Here is a 21010-nt window from a genome sequence, read left to right as displayed (position 1 = left end):
CGTTAACTAGTAAAAAGTACCTTTCCTCAAATTTACCCATTTTCGCTGGCAGGTTTAGCGCATTTATAGAATCTTCGTTCTTTAGCCTAACCCAAAAATCGACGATCGAGCGTATAAAATTGAGGAGCTTTACTCTTCAGTGGATGTGCCACGGCTGCCGGATAGTTCTCTTCAACCAAAAAGCTGTTTACCTGCCAGTTGCCTGAAGCCCCAATTATCAGACTATCAACGGTGTGACTCCCATCCAGTGAGGGAATCCGCGCGAAATCCTCATCGACGCCTTTTGCCGTTGCTTTAACCAGCGCTTCTTTCCGGGTCCAGAGCGTATAAAAAGCGTCAGTACAATGAAGGCTTTCAGTAATAAACCGTTGCTCTGACTCACTGAAACTCGGTGATAGAATCTCCTTATAGTCAAACTCCGGAACGCATTTTTCAAGATCAACACCAACCCATTGCTGGCTAACGGCTACCAGTATCCAATTGCCAGAGTGGGATAGATTAAAATGCCAACCGGGTGCATTTGTAAGCATAGGTTTTCGATTCACTCCCTCAGCAAGTACTATCGTGGCAGGAGATTGGCCCAGGTAGTTTCCAAGCAACCGTCGAAGTATACATCGCCCATGCACAAATCGATGTTGATCTTCCTGCCGACGAAAACGGTGGGCACGGTCGATTTCAGCCGGGGTTAGTTCGCTGGCAATTGCCTCCGGAGCGATCTGGTACGGCCACTCGAATCGAAAAATAGCCAACTCATCCGTAAACGAACAGGTATCCCAGTTTTGCCATTGAACAGACGACAATGTTGTACACGAGACGACAGAATTGGTACCGCTTTGATTCAACACAGGATTGTTAGTTAATACTAATCTATAATAGATACACAACAAAATGATATAACCCCACAAATGGTGACCAGGAAATTAGAATACTGTCTTAATAGACAGGTATGATGTGTGCGGCTCGCAAAGTTATCAGGAATAGCTATCGGCTATCCATTCCGTTTCCCCTTGCAATCGGTCTGATTGCCAGTTTCTTCTTTGCCTGCCCTCAACCGATTATGGCCCAACAGTGCGCCAATCCCTCTGGCGATCTGGTAATCAATCAAACGTTTGGTACGGCTGGCAATCCGGTTTCGCTTGTAAATCAGACAACCTATGAATTTGAGCCAATCGACTGTCCTGGAGATGGCCAATATGCGGTTTTGTCTTCGCTCGATGGCACCTGCTTCAATTCAACCTGGCATGCCGTTGATCGGGATCATACAGCTGCTGGTATACGGGGCAACATGCTGGTGGTCAATGGAGGAAACAAGCCGGGAGTTTTCTATCAACAGCCTGTTTCTGGTTTGTGTAAAGGTACTTCCTATGAGGTTTCCTTCTGGGTCATGAATCTTCTTCGTACAGAAACCTGTCTGAATGCGCTGATTCCTAACCTATCCATCCGGGTCGAAACCTCCGAGGGGCTTCTGATTCAAAGCCTTGCCATTGGTCAGATTCCTCAAACCGATACGCCCACCTGGCGTCGTTACTCGGTCCTGTTTACTGCGCCAGTCTTAACCGACGATATCGTTATAAAATTGATTAACAATCAGGGCGACTATGGCTGTGGAAACGATATGGCTCTCGATGATTTTCAGGTACGCCAATGTGGCGATTGCCCCGACCAGCCGGAAACCGTTTATATACCCGATGCCTTCAGCCCAAATAATGACGGCATGAACGACCGACTAACATTTTTCACACAGCTTAGAACAACAAACTCATTTAGAATTAACGTATTCAATCGTTGGGGAAACCTGATCTTTAGTAGTGACAATCCAGCCGATACCTGGGATGGAACCTTTAACGGACTGCCCTGCCCGGCCGATACTTACACCTGGATCGTTACCTACCAGTCGGTTACGCCACCTAAACGAGAAATTAGTCAGAGGGGTCGTGTTTTGCTGGTTCGCTAAGTGGTTTTGCAGACTAAACAACGATCCTGAAGAACCAGTAACGCAAAGGGAGTACATCGGGTGTTACAAATGAGTAAAATCAGAGTCTCAAGATAAACATCAGTTACGATACGCAAGCCTATCCTGGCAGTTTTGTTGACTGAATGCATAAGGACCTGTTGTCTAAGCGAATAGGACTTATTAACCCATAAGATATTAAATGAGTAATACACAAAAGGCAATGAACGGGGGAAAGTGGATTACCGTGTCAACGGTAATCGCTACCCTTTTTCAGTTTATACAGGTAGCCGTTCTGGCCCGCGTATTAGCGCCTTCCGATTTTGGCATCGTCAGTGTAAGCAATCTGATTCTTGCCTTTTTTCAGGTTTTTGCGAACCTTGGTTTCGCTAATTCCATCATTTACAAGCAGGAAAGTGATCGCAATGTTTTGTCGACTCTTTACTACCTGAACTTGCTGGTGGGCTTTGTGATTTTCATTGTTATTCATCTTTGTAGTCCATCCATTATCGCTTTTTATCACGAACCCAAACTGGCGCAGGTACTTAACCTATCGTCGTATTATTTTGTGATCGTGTATTTCGGGCAGATCTATATGTTTTTGCTCGAAAAAGAACTCCGGTTTAAATCGGTGGCCATCATCGACATTACGGGCTCGGTACTAGGCACAGCGGTTACGGTTACGCTGGCCTATAGTGGTTACCATGAGTTATCGCTAATCATCGGTTCGTTGGTTTCGCAAACCACCCGCTCTCTTTTGCAGATCGCCTTCGGCCTACAGTTCTTTATTCCCAAACTCTACTTCAATATCCGTACAATTAAAGAACACCTTCGTTTTGGCCTCTATAATATGGGGGATGGATTCCTGGGTTACGTTCAATCCAATACCGACAATATTTTTCTGGGCGGTATGCTTGGTGTTAAAATGTTGGGTTATTACACCGTAGCCTACCAGCTCTGTGTGTTCCCGATCATGAAACTGAACCCGATCATTCTACAGGTAGCCTATCCGATTTTGGCGCGCATGAAAGAAAACACGTCTGAGCTTCGGAAATCGTATCTGAAGATTCTGGATTTTATCAGTTACTGCAATCTCCCCCTTCTGGCTGGCCTTTTCATTACGGCCGATACGGTAGTACCGTTGATCTATGGGCCGGGCTGGGAAAAAAGCATCGAACTCATTCGGATCTTTGTCTTCGTAGGCATCTTCATCTGTTTAAGTCATCCGCTGTATACGGTAGCCTTTACTAAAGGAAAGCCTGGTCTGCTGTTCTACCTCAATCTGGGTACGCTGATCGTCAAGATCCCCTTGGTCTATCTCTTTGGAACCTACTGGGGTGTTATGGGTATTGCTGTCGCCTTCCTGCTCACTACCTTCCTGAACATGATCGTCAATTTTGGCATGGTTAACTACCTGATTGGCGACTTTTTTAGCGAATTCCTGAAAAACATTGCCAAGCCCGTTACCTTCTGCCTGATTATGGTAGCTATTATCAGCGTGTACAAAATGCTTGTTGGATTTTCAGGGCCCGTCAATGCCTTCGCAGAAATTGCGATTGGGGGCGCCATTTATGCCGTTCTCACGTTGGCCTATAAGCTCTCCTTCGATCAGATAAAAGCCTACCGCCAGGGGCTCTTGTGAGGGATGCTTTACTTTAAAGCCTGTTTTGCCTGTGACTTAACCCGTTGGGGATGATAACAACTTAACAAAGTCATTCTGCCCAGCCTCACGGATTGGGTTTCTCGACCGTTACCCAAAACGGTATATTATATTGGCCGTAAATACGTGTGCATGGCTATCCTACGCAAAACCGAATAACCAATAGGCTCCCGGCTTTGAAGGCTGTACAAACCGGCTTGAACTCACGCCTGTTTGATACTCCAGTAAACTAGAGAAACCCCTAAACAAGTAGGGAGTTGAATCCTGATGTATTGCGTGTACGTCCGGCGGACAAGTTCGCATTTCTGCTAGCTGGTGAGTTCCATCGCGGTTTCCCTGGGCATATGGGGTTCTTCCCAATACCCTTTAGCCCCACAAACTCTGAACCCATATAACAAGAACTTGGGGCATGAATCCGGGCACCAGACTTCCTAATAAATTACCCCAGTAAGAATCTTCCCAAAATCTGGTAATCATACCGGCACTAACGGCTCAGCTAGTGCTGTTCCAGTACCCACTGTTCAGGTTGAGGCCAATCAAAATCTTACGTCGATTTGCCAGTTTTCCTTCGCATTACAAGCGTAGTTCTCTCCTATAAACTGGTTGGTCAGAGTACATCTGTCGGATCTAGTGGAGGGAAATTAGGCTATCGTTTCAGTAGGTTATTTATACAAATTATTCTTTAAAGTATAATAATTTGGGTACACAATTTGCTATATAGAAAGCATTACTGCAGGCATGACAATCAAACCAATTTGAAGCCATAATTGCCGAAGTCGGGAAAGTAAGTCAGGAAATTACAAACTCGCTTATTGCTTGATATGCGAGCCGAACGAGTAGTGCATTGACTACCACAGGCGCAGCGGTTGAACAAGCTACGCTTATGTAAGCTCCCCTGAACCCCTTGACATCATTCATCGTCTCTAGTATTCATTTGCAAGCCAATTTACCCCATGAGTAACACCCAAAAGGCAATGAATGGAGGGAAATGGATTAGTATCTCAACAGCCATTTCAACGCTCTTTCACTTTGTACAGGTCGCTGTGCTGGCCCGCGTACTAGCCCCTTCCGATTTTGGCATCGTCAGTGTAAGTAACCTGACTATTGCCTTCTTTCAGGTTTTTGCGAACCTTGGCTTTGCCTACTCTATTATCTATAAACAGGAGAGTGATCGCAACGTTTTATCCACAATTTACTATCTGAATCTGCTGGTAGGTTTCGTGATTTTCATTGCCATTCATTTTTGTAGCCCATTCATCAGCGCATTCTACAACGAACCGAAACTGACCAGGATACTTAACCTGGCCTCGTACTATTTCGTAATCGTCTACGTAGGGCAGATTTATATGTTTCTGCTCGAAAAAGAACTCCGGTTTAAATCGGTGGCCATCATCGACATTACGGGTTCCATTTTGAGTGCAATTGTCACGATAACGCTGGCTTACAATGGCTACCATGAGTTATCATTAATTATCGGTTCGTTGGTTTCGCAAGCTACCCGCTCTCTTTTGCAGATCGCCTTCGGCATACAGTTTTTTGTTCCAAAGCTGTATTTCAATATTCATAAAATTAATGAACATCTTCGGTTTGGTATCTACAACATGGGCGACGGCTTTCTAGGATATATTCAGTCCAATGCTGATAATATTTTTCTAGGGGGTATGCTCGGTGTTAAAATGTTGGGCTATTACACCATTGCTTACCAGCTCTGTGTATTTCCAATTATAAAGCTTAACCCAATTATTTTGCAGGTAGCCTATCCGATTCTGGCGCGTATGAAAGAAAACAAGGCAGAGTTAAGAAAGTCCTATCTGCTCATTTTAGACTTTATTAGTTACTGTAATTTCCCCCTTTTAGCTGGCTTTTTTATTACGGCTGATACGGTGGTTCCACTGCTCTATGGACCGGGCTGGGAGAAAAGCATCGAATTAATACAGATTTTTGTTTTCGTCAGTAGTTTTATCTGCCTGAGCCATCCGCTGTATACGGTAGCCTTTAGCCAAGGCAAGCCCAATCTGCTGTTTTACCTTAATCTGGGTACGTTGATCGTCAAGATCCCCTTAGTTTATCTGTTTGGAACCTACTGGGGCGTTACCGGTATTGCGCTGGCTTTTCTACTGGCGACTTTCCTGAACATGCTCGTCAACTTTAGCATGGTCAACTACCTGATTGGCGACTTTTTGGGCGACTTCTTAAAAAACATTGCCAAACCCGTTATTTTCTGCCTGATCATGGTTGGCATGATTAGCCTGTACAAAATGCTCGTTGGGTACGCAGGTCCTGTCAACGCCTTTGCAGAGATTGCAATTGGTGGTGCGATTTATGCTGTTCTGACACTGGCTTATAAGCTTCCGCTCAATCAAATTAAAGCTTATAGTCAGGGGCTACTGTAAGGAGATGCTTTAGTTGAGGAAATTCGAAGTTGACAGAATCATTCTGACCAGCTTTACGGATTGGACTTCCCGACCGTTACTCGAAACGGTACATTGGCCGTAGCTACGTGCCCATGATTGTCATACACAAATCCGAATAACCGATAGGCTCCCGGTTTCGAAGGCAGCACGAACTGGATCGAATGAACACCCGTTTGAGTAATCAGGCCATCTACGGCCTGTATTGGCGTATCGATATAGTCGGCAGTTAGTCGGGCAGCGGGTTTAATTTCCCAATAGTAGGCCAGTGAGTCCTGATCAGGATCCTCTGCCAGTAGCTGAGCCTGATGAATGCGTTCTGTAGCAGACCATTGTATCCGCATCGTACTGGCACCATCAATACGGATCTGCCGGATTACCGGCGCCTGATTTTCCGGTGGCCGTTGCGTCCAGAGTTGCTGCATGAGTCCGACCAGTGAGGTTTCCCGCCCTTGCTCATCGAACATGCTAAACCAGGTGTGGGTATCCTCCTGCTTGTTGCCCCAGTAAAACATGTAGGCTCCTAAACAATTAGGGGGTCGGGACCCGATGTATTGCGGATACGTTTGGCGGACAAATTCGTATTTCTGCTGGCTGGTAGGTTCCATCGCGGTTTCCCAGGGCGTATGAGGCTCTTCCCAATACCCTTTGGCTCCAAATTCTGAAATCAGGTAGGGCTTTGTCCAGCCCCCGTCTTTCAGGTACTGATTTACGGACGAAATGGTACCGTAAACGTTAAACGAAAGGATGTCAATTTCTGGGCAACGTTCGCTGACGAGCCAAATAGCCCGACCACTATCGGGCGCAATGGCGGTCGTAACCGGATGATCGGGATCCAGTTCATGTATCATAGCAGCAATGCGGTTGACCTCATCGAAAACCCCGAAATTAGTAGCATCCTGCGCCCACTCATTTCCGACGCACCACATCAGCAAAGCCGGATGGTTGCGGTATTTCAATACCGTTTTCCGAATCTGCTCGTATTGCCGGTCTACTGCCTGTCGGTCATGGTAATCGAAACCATCCGCTTCTTTCCCCACCCAAACGCCAAACAGTACGGTAAGGTCCAGTCGTTGTGCCTGCGCCAAAATCTGATCGGCATCGAGGTCATCCCAGATTCGAATCGAATTCCCTCCGCAGGCTTTCAGTCGTTCAAAGTGGCTCTTACCGCCTGCTCCCTGAATAAAGTAGGGCCGACCATGCCGCAATAATTCATACGATTTTCCATTCCAGTGAATCGCTGTCGGTTTAACCGTCGATGAGTTTTCATCTTTAGGCGCTGTCGAACTAGGGCAACCGGACATGAGATAGCCCACCAGCAGATTGAATACTAGTAAACCCGTTCGCATTACTATTAAAATTTATCCTTCATCTATTTTGACTCTGGATATTTTTTAAAGTCAAAAAAGATACGAATTACGTAATACGAATACATAATCACGGTCCATTATTTTACTGAAAACCAGATCGTTGACTAAATGTGTTTTGTAAAGCGCAGTTTGAATCTAACCCATATGAACTGGCTTACTCATCTTCACCGTTCACCGAACGCTGACTATAACTTTGTCTATAAACAGAGCGACAGACAGCCCATTCGGATTCTGATTATCGCTGGTCTTTTATTTATCGCGGCTTTTTTAGGCGTGTATCTACAACCCGGCAATCGGGGCTATAGCTGGCTGTTTGCCATGCTAACCCTATCGGTTTTCTTCAAGCTCTTCCGGCTTCTCCACGAATGGTATCATTATTGGCAGGTTAAACCAGCCGTACCACCTGCCTCCTCCCGCACCTGGCAAGTCGATGTGTTAACGACCTATTGCCCGGGTGAACCGCTCGACATGGTCATCAACTCCCTGCGAGCCATTCAGGCAATGCCGTATCCGCATACAACTTACCTGTGCGACGAAGCCAATGATCCTTATCTCCGTCAGGTTTGTGCAGATATGGGCGTACGGCATATTACGCGTACGGATAAAAAAGACGCCAAGGCAGGCAACATCAATAATGCACTTCGGCAGGCTACGGGCGAAATATGTCTGGTCATCGATCCCGACCATGTACCGGCCCCAGACTTTCTGAATCATGTACTGCCCCATTTTGAGGACCCAACGATTGGCTTTGTGCAATGTGTACAGGGGTACTATAACCATAAAGAAAGTCTGGTTGCCTACGGGGCTGCCGAACAAACCTATACGTTTTATGGCCCCATGATGACCTGCATGGGGAATTATGGCACAGCACAAGCCATTGGGGCAAACTGTACGTTCCGAAGGGAAGCTCTCGATTCCATCGGTGGACATGCCCCAGGCCTTTCAGAAGATATGCATACCGCTATGCTTCTACACGCCAAAGGCTGGAAATCGGCCTATGTCCCCATACCGCTCTCCTATGGCCTGGTACCCAGCACGTTATCGGCTTACTTTAAGCAACAGCTCAAATGGGCACGGGGAACCTTTGAACTTCTGGTTACGACTTACCCACGAATTGTTGGCCAGTTGTCGTGGCGGCAGCGGCTTCACTACCTGACCATGCCCTTATATTACCTGCTGGGCGTGGTTCAACTGCTGGATTTGCTGATCCCAATCCTTTCGCTGGTGACGATGCGACTCCCGGTTCACGTAGACCTGCTGTTGTTTGCTACGGCCTATCTTCCGCTACTGCTCACTGCTTTTCTTATCCGGCAGTATTCGCAACGCTGGCTGATTGAGAAACACGAAGCGGGATTCCACATTTTTGGGGGTATTTTAAGCAGTGGTACCTGGTGGGTATACACATTAGGGTTGATCTACACCCTCTTTCGCATCGAAGTACCGTATCTGCCTACGCCCAAGCGCGACCAGCCCCGGAATAATCTGATACTGTGTCTACCTAATTTGCTGATGATTATTCTGACACTGAGCGCCATTGGCTATAGCATTTACCATTATGGCCGATTTGCCGTCAGTAATATCTATTCCCAACTCATGATTGGCTTCGGACTGCTCAACATTGCGATTCTATCACTGAATGTGATGATCGGCCAGGAGGTTTGGCTGGCCCAGATGAAAAGCTGGATAGCTCCCCGAATTTCGTTTCAGCGCCCCGTTTTCTGGCCGTTGCGAATTGCCTTCTGGCACCTTCGGTACGGCCTTTATCGCTGGCTTCGGCTTTCAGCTATCCCGTTATTTGTCCTGTTATTGATTGCTACAACCGGATTGGTAGCCTACACGAGTCGTAAGAAAACAGCAAAACTTCCGTCCGAACTCCGATACGCAACCACCCAATCATTTTATTATGGGCTGGAGCCTGCCCAAAACGATGTACATAAATCGGTTCCCGTACCTGACAAAGTCATTGTGCCCCAACATCTGGCCTGGTCGATTACTGGCAACGCTTTATTCCCCACACCCAACCTGTCGCTCCCGTCCAGCCAGTTACCGTTAATCTATCTGGAACCCACACTCACTGGGTATTCAGAGAATTCTGAAACAGCCTTGCAAATCTTTTTACGTACCATCTGCCAGGGTAAGTACGATACACAACTGCTGGCATTCACCAACCGACTAAAAAGCGATAAGCAGCCCCTCCTTATTTGTTTTGCGCCGGAATTTGACGATACTACACACGTTTGGGGAACCCATCAGGAGAAAACCCTTAAACTGTATAGGCAAGCCTGGCAATACCTGGTACTGTTTTGTCGGCAACTGCAACTGAACAACCTTACCTGGGTGTGGTGCCCCTCTCTACCATCCACCGTTGTCGACTACTATCCGGGGGGCGATTCGATTGACTGGGTAGGGCTCAATATAACCAACAGGCCACTTTCCAATGATGACCACCAGATCCATTCCTTTGCGGCTCTATACCAGTTGATGCACAATACGATTCGTTTACACGTTGCGTATAGTATCCGTCAAAAACCTATTCTGGTGACGCATTGTGGCACGAATACTTCAGGAATAACGGAGCGTGAATGGCTACAAAATGCCCTGACTATGATTACTGAGCGTTATCCTGAAGTTCGGGGTTTGATCCTTAACCCAAACCAGGCTGACCTGGTAAAACGAAGCCATTGAGCCTGCTTAACCGTTAACATAAACGGTTAAGCAGGCTCATCAAGAATTGTACGCGTATTTTTATGCAGTATCAAGCGCCCGCTGTAGTGCTTCGGCAAAGGCTTTATCATTTGGAGGCAAAAGCATCAGTTGATGATCGCCAGGCACACTATGCACGCGTACGCCTTGCTTAGCATATTTTTTCCAGCCCAGAAACTTACTGTCATCCACAAAGTACAGGCGGACCTGAGCTTTAAAAAGATCAATGATTCCGTCGTAGGGCTTCATGGTATAATGTGAAAACGCGTACTCGTGCTTCTCGATGATTTTATTCAGGTACTCCAGCCCCACTTCCGGTTCTGGTTCCTGACGCATACCGATTGCCTTTAGCAACGAATCAATTTTCCATTCAACATATCCTTGCTGGTACCTGAGCGTCTCAATAGGCTTCTGAATCAGCGACCTGGTAAACCATATTAATTTCGGAAACTGGCGGAGTACTTTGCGGATGAGCCAGTCGCCCATTGAGCGGTTCATATCGGATTCCTGCGCATTGGTATCGAACATTGCCAGCATTTTCACCTCTTTTCCCATCGCTTTAAGTTGCCGGGCCATCTCCAGAGCGACGTACCCTCCAAACGAATAGCCAGCAATAGCATAAGGGCCATTGGGATTTTGTTCCAGAACCTCGCTCAGATAAAAGGCTGCAATATCTTCCATGTTATCGAGCGGCTCATCTTTTCCATCCAGCCCCTTGGCCTGAAGCCCATAAATAGGTTGCTGTGGATCAAGATAACTAATTAAACTACTGAAATTCAGTAGATTCAAACCAATTCCATGAATAATATACAGGGGAACTTTATTTCCTTCTGGTCGAATGGGCACCAGCGACTTCCAGGTAGTTGGCTGATCGTTGGCCTGTAAAAGCTGCGCCAGTTTTCGCACCGTCGGGTAGGTCAGCAAAATGGATAAGGGGAGCCGCTTCCCGGTTTCTTTTTCCAGTTGGGTCATCACCTGCACCGCAATCATCGAGTGCCCACCCAATTCAAAAAAGTCTGTATCGATATCAATCTGGTCCAGCATCAGGGCTTCCTGCCAGATTACCGCAATCAGCTTTTCGGTGTCGGTAGAAGGGGCAGTATGCTTTCTATGTTCCACCGCCTGCATAGAAACGGGCTTAGGCAGTGCATTTTTGTCAATTTTACCATTTGGCGTAATAGGTAATTGAGTCAGGCTGACAAAATCCGTCGGCACCATGTACGAAGGCAGGTTTTCCTGCAATTGCCTACGCCACACCAGAATCTGGCTTCTGAATGCGTCTTCGCCCAACGGCGGATTCGTCACCAGATAAGCAATCAGTCGTTGGTCGCCAGGCCGATCTTCCCGAGCCACTACCACAGCTTCACTTATGCCTTTCTGGGTTACCAACGCATGTTCGATTTCGCCCAGTTCAATCCGATACCCTCGCACCTTCACTTGCTGATCGATGCGCCCCAGGCAATGGATTTCCCCATTGGCCATAAACTTACCTAAATCGCCCGTTCGGTACATGGTGCTTTTCTTCTCCCTATCGAACGGGTTAGCGACAAATTTTTCCCGCGTCAGTTCAGACCGGTTCAAATACCCGCGGGCCACCCCATCGCCAGCAATATAAATTTCGCCAACGCTTCCTTCGGGCAGCCGATTCAGGTGTTCGTCCAGAATATAAACCTGGGTGTTCTGAATGGGTCGCCCAATCGTAATGATCTCGTCGCTGGCCAGAATCTGCTTCCCGGTCGAATAGATGGTGGTTTCGGTTGGGCCGTACATATTCCAGAGTGAGCCACAACGAGCGGTTAATTTCTGGGCCAGGTCTTTCGACATAGGTTCTCCACAGCACAGAATTTTCAACGGCAAGCGAGTCTCCCAGCCAGCCGCAAGCATCATTTTATAGGTGATGGGGGTCGCCTGAATGATACTCACTCCAAAGTTCGACACCGTTTCGAGCAGTGCCCGGCCATCTTTTGTCGTTTCAGAATCGGCCAGTACCATCGTTGCCCCCACCAGAATCGGCAGATACAATTCCAGGCCAGCAATATCGAACGAAACCGTAGTAACGGCCAGCAGTATATCATCCTTCGTAATTCCCGGCCAGCTTATCATACTATAGAGCAGATTGACCAGGTTATGGTGCTCAATAAGCACCCCTTTGGGCTTGCCGGTCGAACCCGAAGTATATAGGATGTAGGCCAGATCGTTTCCGGTAACGTCAACAGCCGGAGCCTCTTTCGGATATTGATCAAGTTCGGCCAACAGGCTTTCCAACAACACGACCTTTGTTTGACTGGCTGGCTGACCGGAAACCTGATACGTAGTCTGGCTGGCCGAATGGTATTTTTTTGACGTAATCAGCAAGGTAGCAGATGAGTCGGCCAGCATAAAGGCAATCCGATCATGCGGATACTCGGGGTCGATCGGGACGTAAGCGGCTCCGGCTTTCAGAACGGCCAGCAACGTTATGACCAGATCGGGTGTACGATCCAGTACAACCCCCACTATGGGGGTGCTGCCATGAGCCGCATTCTCTAAACCCTGTTTCCGAATAGCCTGTGCGATCTGGTTAGCTCGTTCATGCAGTTCACGATACGTAAACGTCTGCCGCTCTGTTTCTCTGGTGAATACCAGCGCTGGTTTGTCGGCAAATTCCCTGGCTGTTTTTGCCAGTAACGAATGCAACGAAACCGTATGTGGATAGTTTGCGGCAGTATCGTTCCAGGCGGCCAGTTTTTTACTTTGATCGTCCTTATCCGCCAGAAGAATATCCTCGATCTGAATGTATGGATTTTCGACGATAGCTTTCAGAAGCCGCTCAAACTCAGCCATCATCCGGTCGATGGTCGTTTCCTTGAACAGGTGCGTATTATACGACCATTCAAAAACTAACGACGATTTGCCCGTTGCGGCATCGCTGATGTTCAGAAACAGATCGACGGCCCCAAACTCTCTCGGATTGCTGATAAACTGATAATCGAGCCCATGAAAATCCACTCCATTATCGAGACCCATATCAACATTAAAAATGACCGGAACCAGAGGTACGCGAGACGGATCGCGGGCAATCGGCAGTTTCTTCAGCAGACTGCCAAACGTCAGTCGCTGGTGTTCGTAGGCGTCGAGTATACCCTCCTTCCGTTGTTGTAAAAACTCCAGAAACGTCAGTTCAGGTCGGGGAAAGCTTCGTAATGGCAGCAAATTGACACAATGCCCCACCAATCCCAGGTAGCCGGTTGCCGACTGCCCGGATGTGGGTAAGCCTACGACAATATCATCCTGGCCCGTTACCCGATGCAGAAACACCTCAAATGCGGCCATTAATGTTGTCACAAAGCTGGCCCCAGCCTTAGCCCCCATTTTTTTTACGGTCCCGGCCAGGGTATCGTTCAGCAAATGGTCGCGTCGGGCAATGGCATACGTTCGCAGGGCTGGCCGCGCAAAGTCGGTCGGTAATTCCAGAACGGGAATCGTACTGCTGTATTGATTGAGCCAGAATTTTTCAACCTGCCGGTACCCCTCACTTCGCTCAAATATCTGCTGTTCAGCAGCATACTGACTATAGGCCGGAGCCTCGGGCAAATTGGGCGTGCGATTCCGGGCAAAGGCTGAATACAACGCGCTTAAGTCCTGCAGGAGAATCCCCAATGACCAGCCATCACATACAATATGGTGTCCGGTTAAGGTAAAGTGATAATCGGTGTCGGATAGTTTGATCAGGCAACCCTTAACCAATGGGCCGTTCAGCAGGTCGAACACATAGAGGGCATCCTGCTGAACATAATCGGTTAGGGCCTGTTCCTGTTCAATTTTTGATTTGGCGGAACAATCCAGATAGGCCAGGTCGATCGATAACTCATCGAAAATACAAATCTGGCGCCCATCAGCACTAAATGCAGAATGTAGTGCTTCATGACGGTGCACCAGGGCCTGCCAGGCCTTTCCGAAAGCAACCCGGTCCAGCAACCCATGAAACCGCAACGAAATTGACTCGTTGAAAGCGCGGCTGGCATCGTCACCACCGAGTTTACAGGCTGCCCAGATTTCGATCTGTGGTTCCGTTGCCGGAGCCAGACTCACGATTTGAGGCCCCTCAAACGGGTTAAAATCAACTGCAATCAGGTTTACATTCGCAATGCTTTCCGCCATCCGTCATTGATTTAATTCAACCTGCAGGTATTTTCCAGGCTGATCTGGATTAGGAATAAACCAGGCCGGATTGCCCTGCTGATCCCGCCCTAACTTAGCGCCAGGTGCCGGTGGTGTATGGCTGACACGAGCCGTCCCAATGGATTCCGGACTACGTGCGCTCACTCGATCGCCCTTAAAAATACCGACTTCAATTAATTCCTTTACACTTTCGGCAAAACATCGAACGATAGCATCGATTTCCTGTTCGGTATGTGCTTCTGTCAGAAAGCAGGGAAAACCGTCCCAGATGTGAATGCCTTTATCTCGCATCAATGTAAACAACAATTCACCGTATGCTACCTCTTCTTTAAACTTAATTTTCCATAATGAGCCAAAGTTAACCACAAAAAGGGGAAGTTTCCAGTTCTGCAAAACGGCATTCAGCTCATCGGCCAGCCGACTTGTCTTAAAGGTTAACGCCTGCTGTAATGCCGGACCCTGGGTTTTCATGTACATCAATGAAGCTTTAGCAGCCGCCAGAGCCAGAGGATGCCGAACAAAGGTTCCGGCAAAGTAAGTTACCCCGACTTCTGGAACCGATGCATCGCCATATTGCCAGAACCCTCCATCCAGTGCATCCATAAATGCCCGCTTACCAGCAATGACACCAATTGGTAAGCCAGCCCCCACAACTTTGCCGTACGTAGCCAGATCGGCTTTAATACCAAACAGGGCCTGGGTACCGCCCGGATGCGTTCGAAAGCCCGTAATGACTTCATCAAAAATTAACGCTGTACCCGATTTTTCGGTAATTCCCCGTACTTGTTTCAGAAACTCGACGGGCACAAACTCCGGTCGGCGGCTTTGTACTGGCTCAACCAGCACGGCAGCTAACTCATGGGCACGCTCGCGAATGATTTTCAGACTTTCGTCGGTACCATACTCCAGAATGAGCATATTCTGAACCGCTTCGGGCATGATACCCGGAGCGGCCGGGAAAGGCTTCAGTTTTTTGGTACCTCTCACCAGCACTTCATCCACAATGCCATGGTAAGATCCCGAAAAAGCAACGATGAGCGATCGGCCGGTAACTGTACGGGCGATCCGCATAGCCCCTAGCACAGCTTCGGAGCCGGTGTTACAAAGGGCCGATCGGTCGGTTTTGGTTAATTCACAGATAAGTTGCGTAACCTCGCCAGCCAGTTCATGCTGGGGGCCTACCTCAAACCCCGCTTCAATCTGTTCGTGCAGAACTTCTTTAAGCCAGTCAGGCTGATAGCCAAACATATTAGAGCCAAAGCCGTTCAACGCATCAATGTACTCGTTGCCATCAATATCCCATACTCTACTTCCTGCCGATCGGTTAACAACCAATGGATAAACGATTTCCTTCGTTAGGGGCCGAAAACCCGTGACCACTCGTGGGTCGGCCATATGGGCCCGATTTTGCTGCGCATACGCTTTACTTTTAGCCGTTTTCAGGGTGTACTGTTCCGTAAACTGGGCTAAAAACTGCCGCTGTCCGGGGCTTAATTCCGATGCCTGACGTTCGATGCGAGCGGTAGCGCCAAATGGCTTTTTCAGTTCGGCTTTCTCTTCCGGTGTCAGGTCGGGGGTATCCGCAATCGCATTCCCATTCTTCGCTGTCGTGTTATGGCTGATTATTGGCTGGGGCTTTGGCGCAGCCGTCGGCTGAGCGGTCGGCACGCTTCCCGTTTGTAACAGTTCAATCTGTTTGGCAAGCAATTGCAGTTGCTGAGCAATCAGGTCCAGGGCAGGGTTATGTTGGGGAGGACCATAGTGTCCGTTCACAACTACAGGCGGTACCGAGACAGAAACCGGGGCCGGAGCAACCGGCTGAGGGGCTGGCGGCAACTGCTGGTCAATAAAATCAGCCAACTGTTCGGGCGATGTGTATGTGCTGGTTAGCTGACGAAACGTAATGGGTAAGCCAAATTCTTTTTTGAGGGTTAAGGCTACCTGGGTCATCAAGAGCGAGTCCAGACCGATTTCCAGAAAACTGGTATCGGGCGAAACGCCCTCCATATCAATGCCAGATGCCTCTTCCAGCAGTTGATTGATCCGGCTAATCAATGCGTTTTTTCTCATAGTTTTTGGTGTGATTATTGGCAATGCAACTAGCGACCGATCCGGCAAATCTGTAACAGGTTGCTGATCGACAGGGGCATTACTCACTAAACCTATTTGTTTATGGGTATCAAAAGAGGAATTTTTCGATTGAGCTTCTATCGGCTCAAGCCAGCAATACGTTTTATCAAACGCATAGGTCGGCGCATGAACCTTTACCCGTTGTTGCCCATCATAAAAAGCCTTCCAGTTTGGTTCTATACCGTTCTGGTACAATTGCCCCAGCGTAGTCAGCAACGACTGGCAGGAGGTGGGCCAGTCGGGCAGATTGGCCAATCCGGCCAGCACTGGAATTGGCTTTTTCCCAACCTGCTGCCGAGCCAGCGTTGCCGTTACGTGGCCTGGACCAACTTCCAGAAGTAGCGGGTTTTCCAGAGCGATAATTTTATCGAGTGCATCGGCAAATTGTACCGTAGCCCGAAGATGATTGGCCCAGTACATCGGATCGGTAGCCTGTGCATCCGTCAGCCAGGTTCCGCTAACTGTCGATACGATTGGCTTCATAGGCCGATTGAGTGAAACGGTTCGCACAATCCTGGCAAACTCTCCCACAATTGGCTCCATCATACTCGAATGAAACGCATGGCTGGTTGCCAGCGGCTGGTTTGGGATTTCCTGTTCGTCCAGCAATCGGGCAAAATCAGCGATATCCTCATCCGGCCCGGCTACAACGCATAGCGTGTGGCTGTTTACAGCGGCCATGGAAATCGTGTCGGGCATCATTACGGCAATAACGCTGGCAGGTCTGCGAACCGATAACATACTACCGCGAGGTCGTTCACTGACCATACGGCCCCGGGCCGTAATGAGCATAAGCGCATCGGGCAACGAAACGATGCCTGCCAAATGGGCAGCCACGAATTCACCGATGCTATGGCCACATAAAACGGACGGCTCGATCCCCCAACTCATCCATAATTGAGCCAGTGCATATTCGGTCACAAACAGGGCGGGCTGTGTATAGCGTGTATTCTTTAAGCGCTGCTCAGCCTCCATATCCATCGATTCGGGGTAAATCACCCGCCGAATGTCAAGATCAAGATGCGGATGCAGCAAGGCCGCACAGCTATCAATAGCCTGCCGGAATACCGATTCATGTTCATACAGCCAGCGTCCCATGTTAAGGTATTGCGATCCCTGACCAGGAAACATAAACACCACCTCGTCGGGCCGTTGGACGGCCTTAGAAAGAGATGGTTTAGCCTGCTCAGCCTGTAATTTCTGTTTCAGTTCGGCCGATGTAGCAGCAACCATAAACCGTCGATGGCCGAAACTTACCCGAGTCGTCTGCAAGGTAAAGGCCAGATCGGCCAGGGTGGTGTCATCAAGCTGTTCGGCGGCCTGTGCCAGCTTTTGGGTATATGCGTTCAGGCTCTGCGACGACTTTGCTGACCAGCTAATTAACTGTATCGGCCGCCCCTCCGCTGATTTTGGTCGTTCTTCACCAAATTCTTCCAGGATGACGTGCACATTGGTACCTCCAACTCCGAACGAACTTACCCCGGCCCGACGGGGCAGATCGCCCACGGCCTTCCAGTCTGACAGGTGCGTATTGACAAAAAATGGCGAATTAGCAAAGTCGATCGCGGGGTTGGGTGTCTTGAAATTGATCGATGCCGGAAGTTGCTTATGAAACAACGCGAGTGTCGTTTTGATCAGCCCAGCTACACCAGCCGCCTGGGTTAAGTGCCCCATATTGCTCTTAATGGAACCGATCGCACAAAACTGTCGATTCGGCTGTTCGCCAAACGCCTGGGTTAAACCGTCAATTTCGATCGGGTCGCCCAAGGGTGTAGCGGTTCCATGCGCTTCAACATAACTGATCGTCGCGGGGTCGATAGCGGCATCGGCGATAGCCATAGCGATGGCACCAGCCTGTCCTTCCGAACTGGGAGCCGTAAAGCTTCCTTTTCCACCCCCATCATTGTTTACCCCCACCCCTTTGATGACCGCGTAAATTGTGTCGCCATCGCGGAGAGCAGCCTCCCTACTTTTTAGTAGCACTACCCCCGCCCCATCACTAAAGACAGTGCCCTGAGCATCAGCATCGAATGATCGGCAGTGACCATCCTGACTCAGCATAGCCCCTTCCTGATAGAGATGGCCGCTATGAATGGGGGTTGTGATACTGGCGCCACCCGCCAGGGCAACCTCGCACTGACCGTTGCGAATACACTGCACAGCCTGCGTAATGGCCAGCAGGGAAGTCGAACAGGCCGAATACACACTCACAGCCGGACCTTTCAGATTGAGTTGATAAGCCGTTCGGGAAGCTATGTAATCTTTTTCGTTCAGGGTCATCACCTGAAATGCACCCACCTGATCGATCAGATCTGTATGGCCTGGGATATTCTTCTGATAATACGTATTGTTGCCGCATCCCGCAAACACCCCCACCCGACCGTCGTAATGGTGAGGCAAATATCCCGTTTGTTCCAGCGTTTCCCAGGCAATCTCCAGGAAGATTCGCTGCTGAGGGTCCATAAGCTGCGCTACTTTAGGCGATAGCCCAAAGAAGGTCGCATCAAACTGTTCAGCTCCATCTATCACCCCCCGTGCCTTTACATAAAGCGGGTCCGTTTTCAGGCGAGCCGGAATCGATGCATCCAGTTCATCCTCTGTAAAAAACCGCGTTGTTTCTTTTCCAGCTTTAAGTAGCTCCCAAAGCTCATCAATCGTATTGGCTCCCGGAAAGCGTCCCGACATGCCAATGACGGCAATATCTGAGTTACGACTTGTAGAAGCAGTGTTTTGGTCTTTGGCACTGGATAGGTCAATCCGTACAGCCGACTGTTCTTTAGGCTGTAAATACCGGACTATACCTGCCAGGGTTGGGTATTGATAGAGCTTCGTAATCGGCAGCGTATACTGTCGCTCTTTTAGAAGCGCAACTGTTTTCTGAGCCAATAGAGAATTCCCACCCAGTTCAAAAAAGTTATCATCCAAACCAACCTGATCAATTTCCAATACCTCTTCCCAAACCTGGGCAATGCCCTGTTCAAGCACTGTTCTGGGCCTACGGTACGCTACCATCAACTCGGGTCGCTTGCGTTCAGGGGCTGGCAATTGCTTTTTATCGACCTTGCCGCTCGTGGTTTTCGGTAATTCCTCAAGCCATACAAAGGCCGAAGGCATCATGTAGTCAGGCAATTTTTGGGCAAGCTTCAACCGTACTTCCGGCGTCTTCGACTGACCGTCAGCCGAAACCAGATAGGCCACAAGCTGTTTTTGCCCACCCTGAGCCTCACGCGCCACAACCACAGCCTGTTTGATGCCCGGCACCTGATTGACCACTACTTCTACTTCACCCAATTCGACCCGGTGACCACGAATCTTAACCTGATCATCCCGACGGCCCAGAAAATCGATAGCGCCATCGGGTTGCAACCGCCCCAGGTCTCCTGTACGATAGACCCGCACTGGCCCCTGACCTGACACCGCCAGCTCAATGAACTTCTCACGGGTCAGACTGGGCTGATTCAGATAACCTTCGGCCACACAGTCGCCCCCAAAACACAATTCACCTGCCTCACCGGGAGGTAGAATATTCAGATTATCATCAACAACAAACAGATTCACGTTGTCGATCGGATAGCCTATACCAGGCAATGCCGGCCAACTGGCAGAATCACCCGTAAGTGTTAATTGGGTAACAACATGGCATTCGGTTGGTCCGTATTGATTGAATAAAACGCAATTCGGCAAGGCGGAGAAAAACTGAGCAACCTGAGGGGTAATTTTCAACTGCTCACCTGCCGTCATCACTTCCTGGAGCTGCTTCGGAAATACCTTCGTACTGACGGCAGCCTCAGCCAGATATTGCAAGGCCACAAATGGTAGAAACAACCGATTGATCGACTGCTCATCAATAAATCGAAGCAGGGCATTGAGATCCAGCCGAAGCGACTCATCGACCAATACGAGGGTTCCGCCGGTAGTTAATGTGGCAAAAATTTCCTGAAATGAAACGTCAAAACTCAGGGGTGCCAGTTGCAGCGTCTTTGTACCAGCGCCTGCCTGCGAATGGTTTGCCTGCCAGTTGAGTAGGTTTACGAGTGCTTTATGCCCCATGCAAACCCCCTTGGGCTTCCCTGTTGAGCCCGATGTATACAGCACATAGGCCATGCCTGCCTGCTGAGCCGCTGTCGAGCCTTCCAGCCGAAGAGTTGCTTCGGCCGACATAGTCAGGATACCTAAGCTCGCAAACCGGGCCTTCTCAGTGCCTGCCGCCACACAGCTTTGAAGATGCGCGTCGCTGATAATTTGTTGCAGACGCGCATCAGGATAGGCAGGATCGAGAGGTAAATAGGCTTTTCCGGCTTTCAAAATAGCCAGCACGCCAACTATCATGTCCAGGCTACGCGTACTACTGATACCAACTACCGGAGCCGAAGGTGTCGTCTGTAAAATCAGCTGGCATGCATGGTTGGCACGTTCATTTAGCTGACGATAGGTTAGGGTATCCTCGCCAAAGACAACGGCTAGGCGATCCTGATTCGCCTGAGCAACCTGCTCAACGAGTTGATGAACCAAAAGGGGTGCGAGGAAACTCCTGCTTAACGAATTATTCTTATGGGCACTCATAACTACTCAGGCAATTTCAGATTCTACGTGTTCTGTAGATAATATGGGCATCTACTACAGA

8 protein-coding genes are annotated in these 21010 nt (G+C 48.9%); 4 read left to right on the top strand and 4 right to left on the bottom strand.

What is annotated here, in order from left to right; genetic code table 11:
- Nucleotides 1–86 precede the first annotated feature (86 nt).
- Nucleotides 87–800, bottom strand: coding sequence for a 4'-phosphopantetheinyl transferase family protein (locus B153_RS0107475; RefSeq protein ID WP_020596072.1), 714 nt, complete (start codon nt 798–800; stop codon nt 87–89).
- A 257-nt stretch (nt 801–1057) separates the two neighbouring features.
- Here B153_RS0107475 and B153_RS0107470 point away from each other — a divergent pair, with 257 nt between their 5' ends.
- The 3 genes from B153_RS0107470 (at nt 1058) to B153_RS0107460 (ending at nt 6004) form a co-directional block, all read left to right on the top strand.
- Nucleotides 1058–1954 carry a T9SS type B sorting domain-containing protein gene (locus tag B153_RS0107470; RefSeq protein WP_157634600.1) on the top strand — a complete coding sequence of 299 codons (897 nt, stop codon included), beginning with the start codon at nt 1058–1060 and terminating at the stop codon, nt 1952–1954.
- Between the two features lie 199 nt (nt 1955–2153).
- On the top strand, nt 2154–3593 hold the full coding sequence (locus tag B153_RS0107465; protein ID WP_026261977.1) for an MOP flippase family protein: 1440 nt from the start codon (nt 2154–2156) through the stop codon (nt 3591–3593).
- 971 nt (nt 3594–4564) lie between these two features.
- The gene (locus B153_RS0107460) at nt 4565–6004 is read left to right on the top strand and encodes an MOP flippase family protein (protein WP_026261976.1); all 1440 of its coding nucleotides are present in this window, start codon (nt 4565–4567) and stop codon (nt 6002–6004) included.
- A 53-nt stretch (nt 6005–6057) separates the two neighbouring features.
- Here B153_RS0107460 and B153_RS0107455 read toward each other — a convergent pair whose 3' ends face one another.
- Nucleotides 6058–7371, bottom strand: a complete 1314-nt coding sequence (locus tag B153_RS0107455) for a glycoside hydrolase family 2 TIM barrel-domain containing protein (protein ID WP_020596068.1) — start codon at nt 7369–7371, stop codon at nt 6058–6060.
- 165 nt (nt 7372–7536) lie between these two features.
- On the opposite strand from B153_RS0107455, the gene B153_RS0107450 reads away from it, so the two are divergent.
- A complete protein-coding gene (locus B153_RS0107450) occupies nt 7537–10077 on the top strand; it encodes a glycosyltransferase family 2 protein (RefSeq protein ID WP_020596067.1) in 2541 nt (846 codons plus the stop codon).
- 60 nt (nt 10078–10137) lie between these two features.
- On the opposite strand, the gene B153_RS0107445 is transcribed toward B153_RS0107450, so the two are convergent.
- Together B153_RS0107445 and B153_RS0107440 are read right to left on the bottom strand one after the other, a co-directional pair.
- On the bottom strand, nt 10138–14235 hold the full coding sequence (locus tag B153_RS0107445) for a non-ribosomal peptide synthetase (protein WP_020596066.1): 4098 nt from the start codon (nt 14233–14235) through the stop codon (nt 10138–10140).
- A gap of 3 nt (nt 14236–14238) precedes the next feature.
- Nucleotides 14239–20949, bottom strand: a complete 6711-nt coding sequence (locus tag B153_RS0107440) for a type I polyketide synthase (protein WP_026261974.1) — start codon at nt 20947–20949, stop codon at nt 14239–14241.
- Nucleotides 20950–21010 lie beyond the last annotated feature (61 nt).

It is taken from the genome of Spirosoma panaciterrae DSM 21099 (assembly GCF_000374025.1).
In the GTDB taxonomy this organism is placed as follows: Bacteria; Bacteroidota; Bacteroidia; order Cytophagales; family Spirosomataceae; genus Spirosoma; species Spirosoma panaciterrae.
The sequence above is the reverse complement of the archived record's forward strand: the minus strand, read 5'-3'. Positions and strand labels throughout refer to the sequence as shown.